The following is a 14345-nucleotide window of genomic DNA, read 5'->3' as shown; positions in this document are numbered from 1 at the left end:
GTCAGAGCGCCTCGGGGCCGCGCTCGCCGGTGCGCACCCGCACGACGGCGTCCACCGGGACCGACCAGACCTTGCCGTCGCCGATCTTCCCGGTCTGCGCGGCCTTGACGATCACGTCGATGACGTCCTCGGCGTCGTCCTCCTCGGCGAGCACCTCCAGGCGGACCTTGGGCACCAGGTCCACCTGGTACTCGGCGCCCCGGTAGACCTCGGTGTGGCCGCGCTGCCGGCCGTACCCGCTGGCCTCGCTGACCGTCATGCCCTTGATGCCGAACTGTTCGAGGGCGGCCTTCACGTCGTCGAGCTTGAAGGGCTTGATCACGGCGGTGATGAGTCTCATGCGTCCACCTTCTTGGACACCGGGGCGGTGGCCGCGCCGTTGGGGGAGGCCACGCCGGAGGAGTGGATGGTGCCGAGGTCGTACCCGGTCTCGGCGTGGGTGGTGACGTCGACGCCCGCGACCTCCTGCTCCTGCGTGACGCGGAAGCCCATCGTCCTGTCGATGACCTTGGCGAGGATCCACGAGACGACGAAGGAGTACAGGCCGACGGCGACCGGGCCGAGCACCTGGACGCCGAGCTGGGAGATCGGCCCGCCCAGCAGGATGCCCTTGGCCTGGCCGTCGGCGAACGGGTAGGCCGCGACGAAACCGAGCGCCACGGCGCCGATGACACCGCCCACCAGGTGCACGCCGACCACGTCCAGGGAGTCGTCGTAGCCCAGCCTGTGCTTCAGGCCGACCGCGTAGGCGCAGACGGCGCCGGCGATCGCGCCGATGACGAATGCCGCCCAGGGGTCGACGAAACCGCAGGCCGGGGTGATGGCGACCAGGCCCGCGACGGCGCCGGAGGCGATGCCCAGGCTGGTGGAGTGGCCGTCGCGGAGCTTCTCGGCCACGATCCAGGCGCCGGCGGCGGCCGCGGTGGCGATCTGGGTGTTGATGAACGCCAGGCCGGTGGTGCCGTCCACGGCGAGCTCGGAGCCGGCGTTGAAGCCGAACCAGCCGAACCACAGCAGCCCGGCGCCCAGCAGGACGAGCGGGAGGTTGTGCGGCCGCATCGGCTCCCTGCCCCAGCCGACCCGCTTGCCGATCACGAGCACCACCGCCAGGGCCGCGGCTCCGGCGTTGATGTGGACGACCGTGCCGCCGGCGAAGTCCTCGATGCCGAGGTTGCTCAGCCAGCCGCCGCCCCACACCCAGTGGGCCACGGGGAAGTAGACGATGCTCACCCAGACGGTCGCGAAGACGACCCAGGCGCCGAACTTGACACGGTCGGCGAGCCCGCCGCTGATCAGGGCCACAGTGATGATCGCGAAGGTCATCTGGAACATGGAGAAGACGAGGCTCGGCATGCCGGTGCCGTCGTCCTTGGTGGCGGTGTCCGCCAGGCCGGCCAGCCCAAGGTTGTCGAGGCCGCCGACGATCTTGTTGACGACGCCGGAGCCGGCCTCGTCGAAGGCCAGCGAGTGGCCGTAGAGGACCCAGGCGATCGTCGCGACGATGATGCTGACCCACGACATCATCATCATGTTGAGAACGCTCTTGGCCCTGGTCATGCCCCCGTAGAAGAACGCGAGGCCCGGAGTCATCAGCAGCACCAGGGCGGCGGCTGTGAGCATCCAGGCAGTGGTGCCGCTATCGATCTTCATTCGACGCGACCCTCCCTTACACATGGCGTATGGCCGTCTCAAGGTCGCAGTGGACGCTTCTGGGCTTCGTTGACCGGCCGCGCACTGACGTTGGCCCACAGCCTGGTGGCGCACGGTTTCAGCGCTCGTGCACGGGTGTTTCGGGCCTGTGAAACCCGGGCGCGCGGTGTTTCGGTCGCGTTTCGGGCAGGCGGGTTCCTGACCGGGAGATGACCGCATCTATAGTTAGGCTTGCCTTACCTTATGAACCGAGGGGAACCCATGTCCTTCCGCCTGGTCAGAGCCGCCGCCGCGGTTCTGCTCTCGACCGCCGCCCTCGCCGCCTGCGGCTCCTCCGGCAGCGGGGATCAGACCGCCGAGGGCCCCACCCGGACGGTCAAACACGCGATGGGCGAGACGAAGGTGCCCGAGACGCCCAAGCGGGTCGTCGTGCTCGACACCGACAAGCTGGACAGCATGGTCTCCCTCGGCCTCTCCCCGGTCGGCGCGGCCCAGTCGGACGCGAGCCAGAAATGGCCGAAGTACCTGGGCTCCGCCCTGGACGCGACGAAGGCGGTCGGCACCCTGCAGGCGCCCAACATGGAGGCCATCGCCGCCCTCAAGCCCGACCTCATCCTGGGCTCGAAGTTCCGCCAGGAGCAGTTCTACGCCAAGCTCAGCCGGATCGCACCGACGGTGTTCACCGAGAAGGTGGGATCCACCTGGAAGGAGAACTTCCTCCTCGACGCCGAAGCGCTGGGGAAGAAGGCCCAGGCCGAGAAGCTCCTCGCCGACTACCAGGCCCGGGCGCGCTCTCTGAACGGCTCGGACGCGGGCACGGTGAGCATCATCCGCTTCATCCCCGGCACGATCCGGATGTACGGTCCCACGTCGTTCAGCGGCATCGTCGTCGGCGACGCGGGCTTCGCCCGCCCCGAGCCCCAGCAGCTGAACGGCGTCGCCGACCGGCGCTTCGCCGAGCTGAGCCAGGAGAACCTCTCCCAGGCCGACGGCGACGTCCTCTTCTACTGCGCGTACGGCGAGCAGGCCGCGCAGGCGCAGGCGTCGGTGACGGCCGGGCCGCTCTGGAAGAACCTGAAGGCGGTCGAGAACGGCACGGCTCACAACGTGGACGACGAGATCTGGATGACCGGGATCGGCGTCACCGCGGCCGGGAAGATCCTCGACGACCTGGAGAAGTACGCCAAGCCCTGATCCCGTACGACGCTTCGGTCCTCGAACGGCGCTTCGACCTGAAACGACCTCGAACCCCGGGCGGGGCCAAGACGGGTCTTCGACCGTGACGGTCTTGGGCTCGGAACGGTCACCGCCTGTTTCGAGGCTCGGGGCGTTTCCCTGGGTCTGTGCGGGTCGGCGCTTACCGGGTGAGCGGTCGCGCGCGCTGCGGTGGGTGGGTGTTCCGGCCCCTTCCCGGGCTGGACGACGGTGCGCGCTGCGGTGGGCGGGTGTTCCGGCCGGCGCTGTGGCCGGGCTCTGGTGTTTCCCGGCCTCCGGCCTGGTCCCGGGCGCGACGGTTTCTGGCGTTTTGAAGCCGGCCGGAACACCCGCCCACCTCCGCGCCAAGACCGCTTCGTCCGTACGGCCAGCTCACCGTAGCTTCTTGCTTTCGGGCGGCCCACGGTCCTCACCGATGCTGAAGCCACCCTGCTTCCCCACTCAGGGCTGGTCGCCGTAGCCTTGCGGCCACACTGACAGGGGAGAGCGCAGGGCCGGGCGCCGTAGCCCCTCACTTACGGACCGCCCACCGTACCCGCCGTACCCGACCCCCTCGGGTCGCTCATGGAGTTCGCCGTGGCCGTTCCTCCCCGTGGCCCCGGCATCGGGAGAAACAGGGCCTGGGGGGGCGGGAGCGGCTCTCCGGTTACCAGAACCTCACCTCGGGGTAGTCGTCCGACGGGCCGTCAAGCAGCGGTCTGCGCTCGCCTTTCAGGTGCAGGTCGAGGAAGGCGCCGACGTACGCACGGGTGATCGCCAGGGAGCGCTCGCCGTCGAGGGGGGCGGCCGGCAGTCCCAGCTGCGGCTGGAGCACCGCGTAGTCGACGAAGCTCATGTGCTCGGCGCCGGTGACGGTCAGCCAGCGCTTCCAGTCGCCGGTCACATGCGGCCAGAACAGGTTCCAGGACCCGTCCTCCCCGTCACCGGCCGGCTCGTGCCGCGGGTTGCCGATCATCATGAAGGGCTTGCGGACGGGCTCGGCCGGCGTCTTCGGGTTGTAGGTGCCGTCCAGGTTGACCGCGGCCCGGATCCGCCGGTTCCCCTGCAGGAGATGCGCGGCGCTCTGCCCGCCGACCGAATGTCCCACCATCGCGGTCCTGGTCTCGTCGACCAGCCGGTTCCAGCGCCTGTCCTTCTCAAGCTCATTCAGCACGAACGCCGTGTCGGCGGCCCGGACCCGGGCGACCTTCTCCCCCAGTTCCGGCGTCTGGCCGCCCCTGCCCGCCTCGAACGTGACGGTCCTGCCGTCCGGGAACGTGGTGGCCACCGACTCGTAGGTGTGCTCGATGCCCGCCACCAGGTAACCCCTGCCGGCGAAGTCCTCGGCCAGCGAGGTCAGCGTGGCGCGGGGCAGCGTCATGCCGGGTGACATGACCACCAGCGGCCACCCGCCCTTGCGCTTCAGCGGGGGCGCGTCGACGTGGGCGTACGTCCTCGTCCTGGCGAGTGTGTCCGGCGGCACGTCCTTCAGCTGCGGCACGCTCTTGATGATCAGCTCCGACTCCCGGGGCGTGACGTACGGGGCCCGCTTCCCCACGGCCTTGCGCGCCGGATACCAGATCGAGACCATCAGCTCGCGTTTCCTCCCCTCGACCCACGGGTCGGGGCGGGTGGAGTCGACCAGGTGGACGACCGTCCGTCCGACGGGGTGGTCGCCGGTCGGCGCGGGCAGGACGGGCGCGGGCATGGTGGGTGCGGATGTGGGCGACGCGGCGTGCGCCGTGCCGGCGTCGGTGAACGCGCAGAGGGCGAGCGCGCTCGCGATGATCGTTTTTCTCATGCCGCCACCCTGCCGGGCGGTCCTGCCGTACCGTCCCCGGCGGAAGTCTCCCGGCACCCGCTACTTTCGTAGCGGGGCGCCGCCCGGACGGCCGGATAACCTCGGCTCATGACGTACGGCGACGCCGGGATCGTCGAGCGGATCACGCCGTGGGCGCTCGGCGCGGCGGTGTTCCTCCTCTCCATGGCGTCCGCGACCGGTTCGGTGGGGGTCGGATCCGAGCTGCCCGTCCCCGTGCTCGCGGGCGTCGCCGCCGTCTCCGGGGCGGCCGCGGTCCACGCCAGGCGTTCGCCGTGGCCGCTCGCCGCGGTGGGGGCCGTCACCTACGTCTGGCTGGTGATGTGGCCCGCCGCCGCCGTGGCCTCCTACTACGCGGGCACGCGCCTGCATCGCCGCCACCTGCGGCTCTACGGGGCCGTCGCCGTCGTGGTGTGGCTGCTCGGCGGCCTCGTCTCCCGGTGGGGCGGCGGGTACCGGGAAATCGTCGCGGGCACCCCGGCCAACGTGTTCCTCCTCGGCGCCGCGCTGCTGGGGCTCCCCCTCGTCGTGGGGATGTGGATCCGCTCCAGACGGCAGGTGCTGGAGGCGGCGCGCGAACAGGCGCGGCAGCTGCGCCGCGAGCAGGCGCTGCGCGCGGAGCGGGCTCGCGGCCAGGAACGCGCCCGCATCGCGCGGGAGATGCACGACGTCGTCGCGCACCGGGTGTCGCTGATGGTCCTGCACGCGGGTGCCCTGGAGGTCGGAGCCACCGACGACCGCACCGCCGAGGCCGCGGCGCTGATCGGCGGCATCGGCAGGGAGGCGCTGAGCGACCTGCGCGAGGTGCTGGGCGTGCTGCGCTCACAGGACCCCGCACGCGATCCTCAGCCCACGCTGGCCGACCTCGACCGGCTGCTCGACCAGACCCGGGCGCTGGGCCTCACGGTCAGCCGTCACGACGAGGGCGAGGCGCGCCCGCTCGGGCCCACCGCGGAACGCACCGCCTACCGTGTGGTCCAGGAGGCGCTCACCAACGTGCACAGGCACGCGGGCGACGCCGAGACCGACGTGTTCGTCCGCTACCTGCCCGCCGCACTGGAGGTCGTCGTGCGCAACGGACCCTCGGCGGAGCCGGGCCGCGGCCTGCCCGGCTCCGGATGGGGGCTGGTCGGTCTGCGGGAGCGCGTCGAGCTGGCCGGCGGGCGGCTGGAGACCGGTCCGCGGGACGGAGACGGCTTCCAGGTCCTGGCCAGGATCCCCGCCGCATGATCCGCGTGCTGATCGCCGACGACGAGGCGTTGGTCAGGTCCGGGCTCCGGATGATCCTGGAGGCGGCGGGCGACATCGTGGTCGTCGGCGAGGCCCGCGGCGGCGACGAGGCGGTCACCGCCGTCGCCAGGCTCAGGCCCGAGGTGGTGCTGATGGACGTGCGCATGCCCGGCACCGACGGCCTGACCGCCGCGGCACGCGTCCTGGCCGCGCCCGGCGCGCCCAAGGTGGTCATGCTCACCACCTTCGACCTGGACGAGTACGTCCACGAGGCGCTGCGGCTGGGCGCGGTCGGGTTCCTGCTCAAGGACACCCCGCCCCGGGAGCTGGCCGCCGCCGTCCGCACGGTCGCGGCGGGCCAGGCCATGCTGTCCCCCACCGTCACCAAACGGTTGATCACCTCCTTCGTCGACCGGGCGCCCTCACGCGCCGAGACCGCTCGCGACCGGCTCGCGTCGCTGACCGCCAGGGAGGAGGACGTGATCAGGGCGCTGGCCCGCGGCCTGTCGAACGCCGAGATCGGACGGGAGCTCCGGCTGGCCGAAGCGACGGTGAAGGCACACGTCAGCCGGGTGCTCGCCAAGCTGGGCCTGACCAACCGGGTGCAGGCGGCGATCCTCGTGCACGACGCGGACCTCGCCTGAGGGGAGTCGCCGCTCCCCCTCCACCGGCCCTGGGGCCAGGCAGGGGAGCCGGCGAGGTCAGCGGGGCGGGGCGGCGGTGGAGAGGAAGTCGAGGAGCAGGGCGTTGACCCTGTCCGGGGCCTCCAGCTGCATCCAGTGGCCCGCGCCGTCGACCCGCTCGTAGCGCCACGGTCCGGTGACGTGCTCCTGGGTGAGGAGCATCGCCCTTTCGGTGAGGAACCGGTCGCCGCTGCTCCACACGCCCATGACGGGCACCGGCGGCAGCTTGGCGATCCTGCCGGACGGCATGCGGCGCAGCCCCGTACGGTAGATCGCCAGCGAGGAGGTGAGCGCGCGGGGGTCACGCATGCGCGCGACGACCTCCTCCGCCTCGGGGTGCCCCATCCACCGCCGCATGGCCGCGAAGTCGTCGCGGCTGAGCCACCGCTCGGCGACGCCCGGGAGCTGGAACAGCAGCATGTACCAGGAGCGCCTCCACTGCGCCGGGCCCGCCGCCGCCAGCGTGGCGGGGTGACCCACCGACATGCAGGTGAGGCTGAGCGTCCTCTGCGGCGCCGCGACGGCGGTGAGCTGCACGATGGGCGACCCCCAGTCGTGGCCGACGAGATGGGCCCGCTCCACGCCGAGGTGGTCCAGGATCCCGAGCAGGTCCGCCACGTAGCGGGAGAGGCGGTAGTTCTCCAGCCCCTCCGGTTTGGCCGAGGCTCCGAAGCCCCGCAGGTCGGGGGCTATCGTGCGGTATCCGGCGGCGTTCAGCGCGGCCACCTGGTGCCGCCAGCAGGCGTGGGTGTCCGGGTAGCCGTGCAGCAGCACGACGTCCGGCCCCTCCCCGCTGACCTGGACTTCAAGCTCCACGCCGTTGACGTCCATACGCATCACGCGCCTCCGGGGGTGCCGGTCATGTGTGTTCCCGAGGAACCCTTCATACCTCGGTCTTTCCCCTCGATCGGAACATATCGATCGGCAAGCCGGTATCGGCGGTGTAATCTCGGTGTGCGGCGCCGTCCTGCGCCCAACCCCCGGTTCCGGTGCTCACGCCACCGGCCCAGCGGGGGCAAAGGGGGCCCGAGCCCTCGGGGCGCCGGTCTGTCATGCCCCTTCCGGCGGGGTCGCGCGAGCGTGGGTCGCGGATCGCCGCCGTGGACAGGGAGCGGACCTTGACCGTGCAGCGATCCTTCAAACAGCTCGTCCGGCTGCGGATGGCCAAGACGGGCGAACGTTACGCCGCGGCGCGCGCCGCGCTGCTCGCGGCCCGCGAGCCGGACGGCCCCGGCGCGGCCCCCGTGCTGGCGGCCTCCGACGAGACGATCCGGCGGCGGACCGGGCGCGGCTGGGAGGAGTGGTTCGACCTCCTCGACGCCGCCGGGATGGCGGGACGACCGCATCGGGAGATCGCCCGCTGGGTCGCCGGGTCGCTGGGCGCCGTCCCGCTGGCGTGGGAGCCGCAGGCGGTGACCGGGAGTTATGAGCGGGCCCGCGGGCGCGCCGTCGGTCAGCGCGCGGACGGGTTCGCCGTCACCGTGTCGCGGACCATGGACGCCTCCGCCGACCGGCTCTTCACCGCCTTCGCGGACGAGACCGAACGGGGCCGCTGGCTGCCCGACGGGCGGCTGCGCGAACGTACGGCCACCCGGCCCAGGTCGGCGCGTTTCGACTGGGATGAGGACGGAACCCGGGTCCACGTCACGTTCACCGCCAAGAGTGAGAACCGCGGCACCGTGACGGTCGAGCACGCCCGCCTCGCGGACGCCGAGGCGGCCGAACGGGCGAAGCGGTGGTGGCGTGACCGCCTGACCTCGCTCGCCGCGGACTTCGCGGGCGGTGCCGCCGATGCCTGAGTCCCTCTTCCTCCTCGTCCCGGTCATGACCGTCACGGCGTTCGTGCTGGGCGGCCTCTACTACGCCGTCCTCGGCGGCCGGGTGGTGACCTCGGCGGCCCCCGCCTCGCCGCGGACGTTCGCGGCCGAGTTCGGGCGTTGCCTCGCATTGGCCTGCGCGGTGACCGGCCTCGCCGTATGGACCGGAACCGGCACCTGGACCGGCGGCCTGCTGCTGGGGCTGGTCCTGTGGCTCGGCTTTCCCGCGGTGCTGTGGACCGGCGCGATCCTCCACGAGAACACCCCGTGGCGGCTCGCCGCGGCACACGCCGGGGACTGGCTGGTGAAGCTGCCGGTGCTCGGCGCGATCGCCGGCGCCCGGCACTGACCGGCGGAAGCCCCCTGCTCCCCGGCGCGCCGGCGCCGGGGAGCGACGACCGCGTCAGACTTCACCCGGCGCTCGGACGGTCACCGGGCCGCCGGAGGCGGGGCGAGCACCTCGGCGATCAGTTGGGTGTCGGTGTACTCGGTGATCTCGGCGATCTCGCCGTCGCGCATGACGAAGATCCAGCAGTAACGGTTCGGGTAGTCATGCCCCGACGTCGTGACACCGTGGTTGCGGGCTTCGACGACGACCACGTCGCCGTCGGCCACGAAACGCTCGGCGCTGACGACGTTGCGTCCGCCGAGCTGCTCCGAGAGCGGACGGAGCAGCTCGTCCAGTACGGCGCGCTTCCCCTCGTAGACGCGCGACCACGCGGTCCGCCCGATGATCGTCCAGCGGAGGTCGTCGGCCAGCGCGTCGACGAACGGCCGCCCGTTCCCCTTCGCGGTCTCGGCGAAGACCTCCTCCAGCAAGGCCCTGTTGTCGATTTCGGACACCTGGCAGACCCCCCGGTACTCCATCAAGGCTTCACGATGTCCGGCCAGGCGTCGTGAAGACGACCGTCCCATGATCATTGATTCATCGACCGTGGCCGACAGCGTAGACCCTGGGAGCCGTGTGATCACTTTCAGCGACTTGAGGCGCGGGATGACCGGGCGCGCGAAAGGGACGGCGGCCGCCGGATCCCGACTCCGTCTGGACGCGCATGTCGCGATAGTGCAATATGCAATATAGAGAGTTGCATATCGAAGGCAGGCGGGGATGGCGGCGCGGCGGAGACATGAACCGGATCTGGTCGGGCTGACCGTGCTCGCGTTGCTGTCCGTACGGCCCAGCCACCCCTACGAGCTGCACCGCCTCATCGTCGAGACCCACAAGGACTACGTCACCGGCCTGCCCCGCAGCCTCTACCACGCGGTGGACCGGCTGGCGGCGGAGGAGCTCATCACGCCCGCCGGGACGACGAGGGAGGGCCGCCGGCCCGAGCGCACGGTGTACGAGATCACCCCGGAGGGCGGGGCCGAGCTGCGCAGCCGGCTCCGGAGGCTCCTGGAGGAGGCCGGGGCCGACGGCGGCGCGTTCACGGCGGCCGTCTCCCTCATGGGCTGCCTGTCGCCCGAGGACGCCGGCCGGTGCCTGCGAACCCGGGCCGCCACCCTCGAAGGCATGGTCGTGGCCGCCGACGCCCACATCAGCGGGCTGGCGGCCTCCGGGCTGCCCGCGATCCTGACGCTGGAGGTGGAGTGCGACCGGGCGCTCAGGGCCGCCGAACTCGGCTGGGTGCGCGGGGTGGTCGCACGCCTGGAGTCGGGCGAGCTCGCCTGGCCCGCCTCCGTCAAGAGCACCCTGCTGGACGGCCTCCTCGACGAGGAGCCGCCACAGGAGTGAGAGACCGCCGGCCGGGTGCGCCAACACCCGGCCGACGGATGACCCCGAACCGGATCCGCGATGCGGCCGTCCAGGACTCGCAGTCTCCAAGGATAGGCCGCCTCACGGACCGGACCAGAGCCCGTACGGGCCCGATTCCTGAGGAGGAGCACATGACCGACCACGCCGTGGAAGCCATCGAGGAGGTCGGAGAGCTGCTGGGGCGGATGACCGCCGCCTGGAACGACGGCGACGCCGTCGCCTACGCCGGGCAGTTCACCGAGGACGCGGACTACGTCACGTTCTTCGGCCTGCACATGACGGGCCGAAAGGCCATCGAGGACTCCCACCGCGCGCTCTTCGAGGGGCCGTTGAAGGGCTCCAGGCTGACCGGCCTGGCGTCCCCCTCGATCCGCTTCCTGCGACCGGACGTCGCGGTCGTGGTCGCCGGCGGAGGTTCGTCCCTCGACGGGACGCCCGACCCCGGGCGCGACTCCGTCATCACCCTGACGGCCGTACGGGAACCCGACGCCTGGCGCTTCGCCTCCTTCCAGAACACCCGGCGGACGAACCCGTCGGCACCGGCCGGGCCCAGCCGGTGAGATCTCCGATCTGCGAGGTGGCGGGGGTGATCGAGGCCCCCGTCGCCGAGGTGGCCGGGCTGCTGCTCGCCGTACGGCCCGGCCCGGTCGGCCCGGACAACCTGTGGCTGCTGGACGGCTCGCACGAGGGGAGACTGTCCGGCGGTCCGGAGCGGTTCACGCTCCACGCCCCCGGCCACACGATGACGGTCGAGGTGAGCCGGAACGCCCTCGCGCTGCAGGGCAACTGGTGGTACCGCGGCGAGTATCTCCTCCAGCCCCACCCCCGGGGAACCCGTCTCGTCCACCGCGTCCTCAACGTGGCACGGCGGAGCCGCTGGGCCGTGCCCATGGCCAACCGCTTCTTCGCGGGATTCGAGGACGGCACCCGGAAGACGTTCGGCGACCTGCTCCACAGGGCCGGTGACCGCCTCGGTCGCCCCGCGTATCCGGAATGAGGCCACGGGAGACCCGGGCCTACACCCGGGTCTCCACGGGCGAAAACGACTCAGGGAGCGCGCAGGGCACGCAGGGCGAGGTCGAAGCCACGGCGCATCGACACCCAGAACCGCTCCTCCGGCTCGCCCAGGTCCATACTGGCCAGCGCGGCCCCCTGGACGGCGCCTATCACCGAGCCGACCGCCGCGGCGGCGCCGACCGGGTCGAGCTCGTCGGGATAGACCTTCACCAGGACCGCCGCCATCTCCTTCTGCAGCTCGAACATCATGTGCAACGCCTTCGCCTGGAGGGCGGGCACCGTCATGACCAGGCGGGTGTAGGTCTCCATCAGCTCGGGGTCGTCCGCACCCGCCACCAGGTAGTCGGCCAGCAGCCTGTCGTACATCCGGGTCAACAGGTCGGGGAGGCTCTCCCCCGGACGACGGCCGGCGAGCACCTCCAGCAGGACCGCGTTGCGCTCCCGGGCGTCGGCGAACAGCACGTCCTCCTTACTGGGGAAGTGGTTGAAGAACGTCTTCGTGGCCACGTCCGCGGCGGCCGCGATCTGCGCGACGGTCGTCTGCTCGTATCCCTGCTCGCCGAACAGCCTGATCGCCGTCTCCGCGATCAGCTGCCTGGTCTGCCGCTTCTTCCGCTCGCGCCGTGAATCGTCCACGAACTCACTTTACATGCAAACTATCCTTACCCTCATTGTATTCTTACACTTGATGTAGTTTCATGAGATCGCGGAGGCCGGAACACGACAGCCCCGAGAGACGACGTGGGCGACCCCTGTCGCCCGGTGAGGACGGCGAAGATGCCGACAGAGCCCCTGACGTTCCCCATGACCGCCGCCGGTCCGTTCGACCCGGCGCGGGAGATCCTGGCGATGCGCGGCGAGCGGCCGATCGCCCGGGTCCGCTTCCCGGACGGCAGGCTCGGCTGGATGGTCACCCGGCACGCGACCATCCGCGCGGTCCTCGCCGACCCCCGGTTCAGCGCCCGGCAGGAGCTGCGCAACAGCCCGTTCAGCGCCGCGGAGATCCCGCCTGCCCTTCCCGGCATGTTCATCGGAATGGACGACCCGGACCACGCCCGCTACCGGCGCCTGCTCACCGGGCAGTTCACCGTACGCCGGATGCGGCGGCTCGCCGCCCGCGTCGAGCAGATCGCCGAGGAACGGCTCGACCGGATGGAGGCGGCCGGCCCTCCGGCCGACCTGGTACGGGAGTACGCCGCGCCGGTTCCCGCCCTGGTGATCTGCGAACTGCTGGGTGTGCCGTACGACTACCGCGAACGGTTCCAGGCGGACGTCACGGAGATGATCCGGAAGGACGCCACCCAGGAGGACCGGCAGCGGGCGATGGCCGACGTCGGCGGCCACCTCGGTGAGCTGGTACGGCGCAAGCGGGCCGAGCCCACCGACGACATACTCGGCGGGCTCGTCGCGGATGCCGGGCTGACCGACGAGGAGCTGGCCAACATCGCGTTCATGCTGCTGGGCGCGGGCTTCGACACCACGACGAACGTCCTGGGGCTCGGCGCCTTCGCCCTGCTGCTGAACCCCGGGCGGATTCCGGCGCTCACCGACCCGGAGACCGCCGACGGCGCCGTGGAAGAGCTCCTGCGCTATCTCCCGATCGTCCCGGGGACGATCCGCGCCGCCCTGGAGGACATCGAGATCGAAGGCGTCCTCGTCCGGGCGGGCGAGAGCGTCATGGTCTCGATCCCCGGCGGCAACCGCGACCCCGAGCGCTTCCCCGACCCCGACACCCTCGACCTGACCAGACCCTCCACCAGCCACCTGGCCTTCGGGCACGGCGTCCACCAGTGCCTGGGCCAGCAGCTCGCGCGGGTCGAGATCCGGGCCGGCTTCTCCGCGCTGTTCCGGCGCTTCCCCGACCTGAGGCTGGCCGTACCACCGGAGAAGGTCCCCCTCCGCGACGACATGATGATTTTCGGAGTCCACGAACTCCCCGTCACCTGGGGGTCATGATCCCGGCGGGCCGGCCCCGGTGACGACCACGGCGGGAACCGTGAGCGGCCCGAAAGCGAGAGACCACGGCGCCCGGCCACCCGGCGGAAAAGCCCCAGCCCGAGGAAACCCCCGCCCCGCCTTCATCACCCGGAAAACGGAAGGCCCGGCTCCGAAGAGCCGGGCCTGGTGGAAACGGGATCAGGCCGCCGTGGCCATCTTCCGCAGGCGGGCCAGGGCGTCGCGCTCGATGCGGCGGGCGCGGTCGCGGCCGATGCCGTAGCGCTCGCCGACCTCGGTGAGGGTGTGCTCACGGCCGTCCATGAGGCCGTACCGCCAGCGGAGCATCTCCCGGGTCTGCCCCTCCAGACCGGTCAGCCACTGCTCCAGGCGCTCGCGCTCCAGGATGTCCATGGCCTGCTGCTCGGGGTCGGCCCACGTCTCGTCGGCGATCATGTCGCCCAGCTCGGTCTCGTCCTCGTCGCCCACGCCGAGCTGCAGGGACACCGGCTCGGAGGCCCAGCGGCGCAGCTCGCGGACGCGCTCGATCGGCAGCTCCAGCACGGTGGCCAGATCGGCGTCGGTCGGCTCCTGGTCGAACTCGGCCAGCATGTCGCGCCGGACCCTCATCAGCCGGGTCATCTGCTCGCCCGCGTGGGTGGGCAGCCGGACCGGGCGGGCCTGCTCGTGGATGGCGCGCCCCACCGACTGGCGGATCCACCACGTGGCGTAGGTGGAGAACTTGTAACCCCGGCGGTAGTCGAATTTCTCGACCGCCCGCACCAGGCCCAGGTTTCCTTCCTGGACCAAATCGATCAACGGCATTCCCCGGCCGGAGTATTTGCGCGCGACCGCCACCACAAGACGTAGATTGGCCTGGATGAATTCGTCCTTGGCCCGCTGCCCGGAAACGGCGATCCGTTCCAGCTCCTCGTCGGCCGCGTCCCCGATCCGCGGTTCCGGCAGCCCGCCGTCCAGCAACTGCTCCGCGAAGAGGCCCGCCTCGATGCGCTTGGCGAGCTCCACCTCCTCCTCCGCGGTGAGCAGGGGGACCCGCCCGATCTCAGCCAGGTAGGTCCCGAGCAGGTCCCGATCCGAGACCTGCTGCTCCTGCGTCCGATTCCCCGTCGGCCTTGCCATCCGATGGCACCTCGCTCCGCCTGCTTATGGCGTGCCCACGCATTCGCTCAACGCCCCGCGTGCACGGACACACCGCTTGTCTGATCAACGCTCGGACCGGAGCA

At 71.4% G+C, this 14345-nt stretch carries 16 protein-coding genes; 9 read left to right on the top strand and 7 right to left on the bottom strand.

Going from position 1 to position 14345, the window contains the following annotated elements:
- Position 1 precedes the first annotated feature (1 nt).
- Together ACFYSC_RS22750 and ACFYSC_RS22745 are read right to left on the bottom strand one after the other, a co-directional pair.
- A complete protein-coding gene (locus ACFYSC_RS22750; protein WP_189246045.1) occupies positions 2 to 340 on the bottom strand; it encodes a P-II family nitrogen regulator in 339 nt (112 codons plus the stop codon).
- A complete protein-coding gene (locus ACFYSC_RS22745; protein WP_389964939.1) occupies positions 337 to 1650 on the bottom strand; it encodes an ammonium transporter in 1314 nt (437 codons plus the stop codon). The genes ACFYSC_RS22750 and ACFYSC_RS22745 overlap by 4 nt, the downstream gene beginning before the upstream one ends.
- 261 nt (positions 1651 to 1911) lie before the next feature.
- Between ACFYSC_RS22745 and ACFYSC_RS22740 the strand changes: the two genes are divergently transcribed.
- Entirely contained in the window at positions 1912 to 2844 is a 933-nt protein-coding gene (locus ACFYSC_RS22740; protein ID WP_389964936.1) for an ABC transporter substrate-binding protein, read from the top strand.
- A gap of 667 nt (positions 2845 to 3511) precedes the next feature.
- Here ACFYSC_RS22740 and ACFYSC_RS22735 read toward each other — a convergent pair.
- Entirely contained in the window at positions 3512 to 4645 is a 1134-nt protein-coding gene (locus tag ACFYSC_RS22735) for an alpha/beta hydrolase family protein (protein WP_389964933.1), read from the bottom strand.
- Positions 4646 to 4753: 108 nt separating this feature from the next.
- On the opposite strand from ACFYSC_RS22735, the gene ACFYSC_RS22730 reads away from it, so the two are divergent.
- Together ACFYSC_RS22730 and ACFYSC_RS22725 are read left to right on the top strand one after the other, a co-directional pair.
- Positions 4754 to 5893: a sensor histidine kinase gene (locus ACFYSC_RS22730; protein WP_389964930.1), complete on the top strand. Its 1140-nt coding sequence runs from the start codon at positions 4754 to 4756 to the stop codon at positions 5891 to 5893.
- Positions 5890 to 6537, top strand: coding sequence for a response regulator (locus tag ACFYSC_RS22725; protein ID WP_389964927.1), 648 nt, complete (start codon positions 5890 to 5892; stop codon positions 6535 to 6537). The genes ACFYSC_RS22730 and ACFYSC_RS22725 overlap by 4 nt, the downstream gene beginning before the upstream one ends.
- Positions 6538 to 6594: 57 nt before the next feature.
- Here ACFYSC_RS22725 and ACFYSC_RS22720 read toward each other — a convergent pair whose 3' ends face one another.
- Entirely contained in the window at positions 6595 to 7413 is an 819-nt protein-coding gene (locus ACFYSC_RS22720) for an alpha/beta fold hydrolase (RefSeq protein WP_389964924.1), read from the bottom strand.
- Between the two features lie 281 nt (positions 7414 to 7694).
- On the opposite strand from ACFYSC_RS22720, the gene ACFYSC_RS22715 reads away from it, so the two are divergent.
- Positions 7695 to 8375 (top strand): hypothetical protein, encoded by a 681-nt coding sequence (locus ACFYSC_RS22715; protein WP_389964921.1) that lies wholly within the window; start codon positions 7695 to 7697, stop codon positions 8373 to 8375.
- A complete protein-coding gene (locus tag ACFYSC_RS22710) occupies positions 8368 to 8742 on the top strand; it encodes a DUF1761 family protein (protein ID WP_389964918.1) in 375 nt (124 codons plus the stop codon). Before ACFYSC_RS22715 ends, ACFYSC_RS22710 begins: the two co-directional genes overlap by 8 nt.
- An 80-nt stretch (positions 8743 to 8822) precedes the next feature.
- On the opposite strand, the gene ACFYSC_RS22705 is transcribed toward ACFYSC_RS22710, so the two are convergent.
- Positions 8823 to 9236 carry a nuclear transport factor 2 family protein gene (locus ACFYSC_RS22705; RefSeq protein ID WP_389964915.1) on the bottom strand — a complete coding sequence of 138 codons (414 nt, stop codon included), beginning with the start codon at positions 9234 to 9236 and terminating at the stop codon, positions 8823 to 8825.
- A 265-nt stretch (positions 9237 to 9501) separates the two neighbouring features.
- On the opposite strand from ACFYSC_RS22705, the gene ACFYSC_RS22700 reads away from it, so the two are divergent.
- The 3 genes from ACFYSC_RS22700 (at position 9502) to ACFYSC_RS22690 (ending at position 11146) form a co-directional block, all read left to right on the top strand.
- The gene (locus ACFYSC_RS22700; protein ID WP_389964912.1) at positions 9502 to 10128 is read left to right on the top strand and encodes a PadR family transcriptional regulator; all 627 of its coding nucleotides are present in this window, start codon (positions 9502 to 9504) and stop codon (positions 10126 to 10128) included.
- A 152-nt stretch (positions 10129 to 10280) separates the two neighbouring features.
- Positions 10281 to 10709 carry an SgcJ/EcaC family oxidoreductase gene (locus ACFYSC_RS22695; protein ID WP_389964909.1) on the top strand — a complete coding sequence of 143 codons (429 nt, stop codon included), beginning with the start codon at positions 10281 to 10283 and terminating at the stop codon, positions 10707 to 10709.
- Between the two features lie 26 nt (positions 10710 to 10735).
- Positions 10736 to 11146, top strand: coding sequence for a hypothetical protein (locus tag ACFYSC_RS22690; RefSeq protein ID WP_389964906.1), 411 nt, complete (start codon positions 10736 to 10738; stop codon positions 11144 to 11146).
- A gap of 50 nt (positions 11147 to 11196) precedes the next feature.
- Here the strand turns inward: ACFYSC_RS22690 and ACFYSC_RS22685 are convergent, their stop codons facing one another.
- Complete coding sequence (locus ACFYSC_RS22685; protein WP_389964903.1) at positions 11197 to 11802, bottom strand: TetR/AcrR family transcriptional regulator; 606 nt, start codon at positions 11800 to 11802, stop codon at positions 11197 to 11199.
- Between the two features lie 141 nt (positions 11803 to 11943).
- Between ACFYSC_RS22685 and ACFYSC_RS22680 the strand changes: the two genes are divergently transcribed.
- Positions 11944 to 13122, top strand: coding sequence for a cytochrome P450 (locus tag ACFYSC_RS22680; RefSeq protein ID WP_389964900.1), 1179 nt, complete (start codon positions 11944 to 11946; stop codon positions 13120 to 13122).
- A gap of 180 nt (positions 13123 to 13302) precedes the next feature.
- On the opposite strand, the gene ACFYSC_RS22675 is transcribed toward ACFYSC_RS22680, so the two are convergent.
- Complete coding sequence (locus ACFYSC_RS22675; protein ID WP_389964897.1) at positions 13303 to 14241, bottom strand: RNA polymerase sigma factor RpoD/SigA; 939 nt, start codon at positions 14239 to 14241, stop codon at positions 13303 to 13305.
- Positions 14242 to 14345: the final 104 nt, after the last annotated feature.

This window comes from Streptosporangium sp. NPDC004379 (assembly GCF_042873875.1).
In the GTDB taxonomy this organism is placed as follows: domain Bacteria; phylum Actinomycetota; class Actinomycetes; order Streptosporangiales; family Streptosporangiaceae; genus Streptosporangium.
This window is presented reverse-complemented; position numbering and strand designations above follow the sequence as displayed.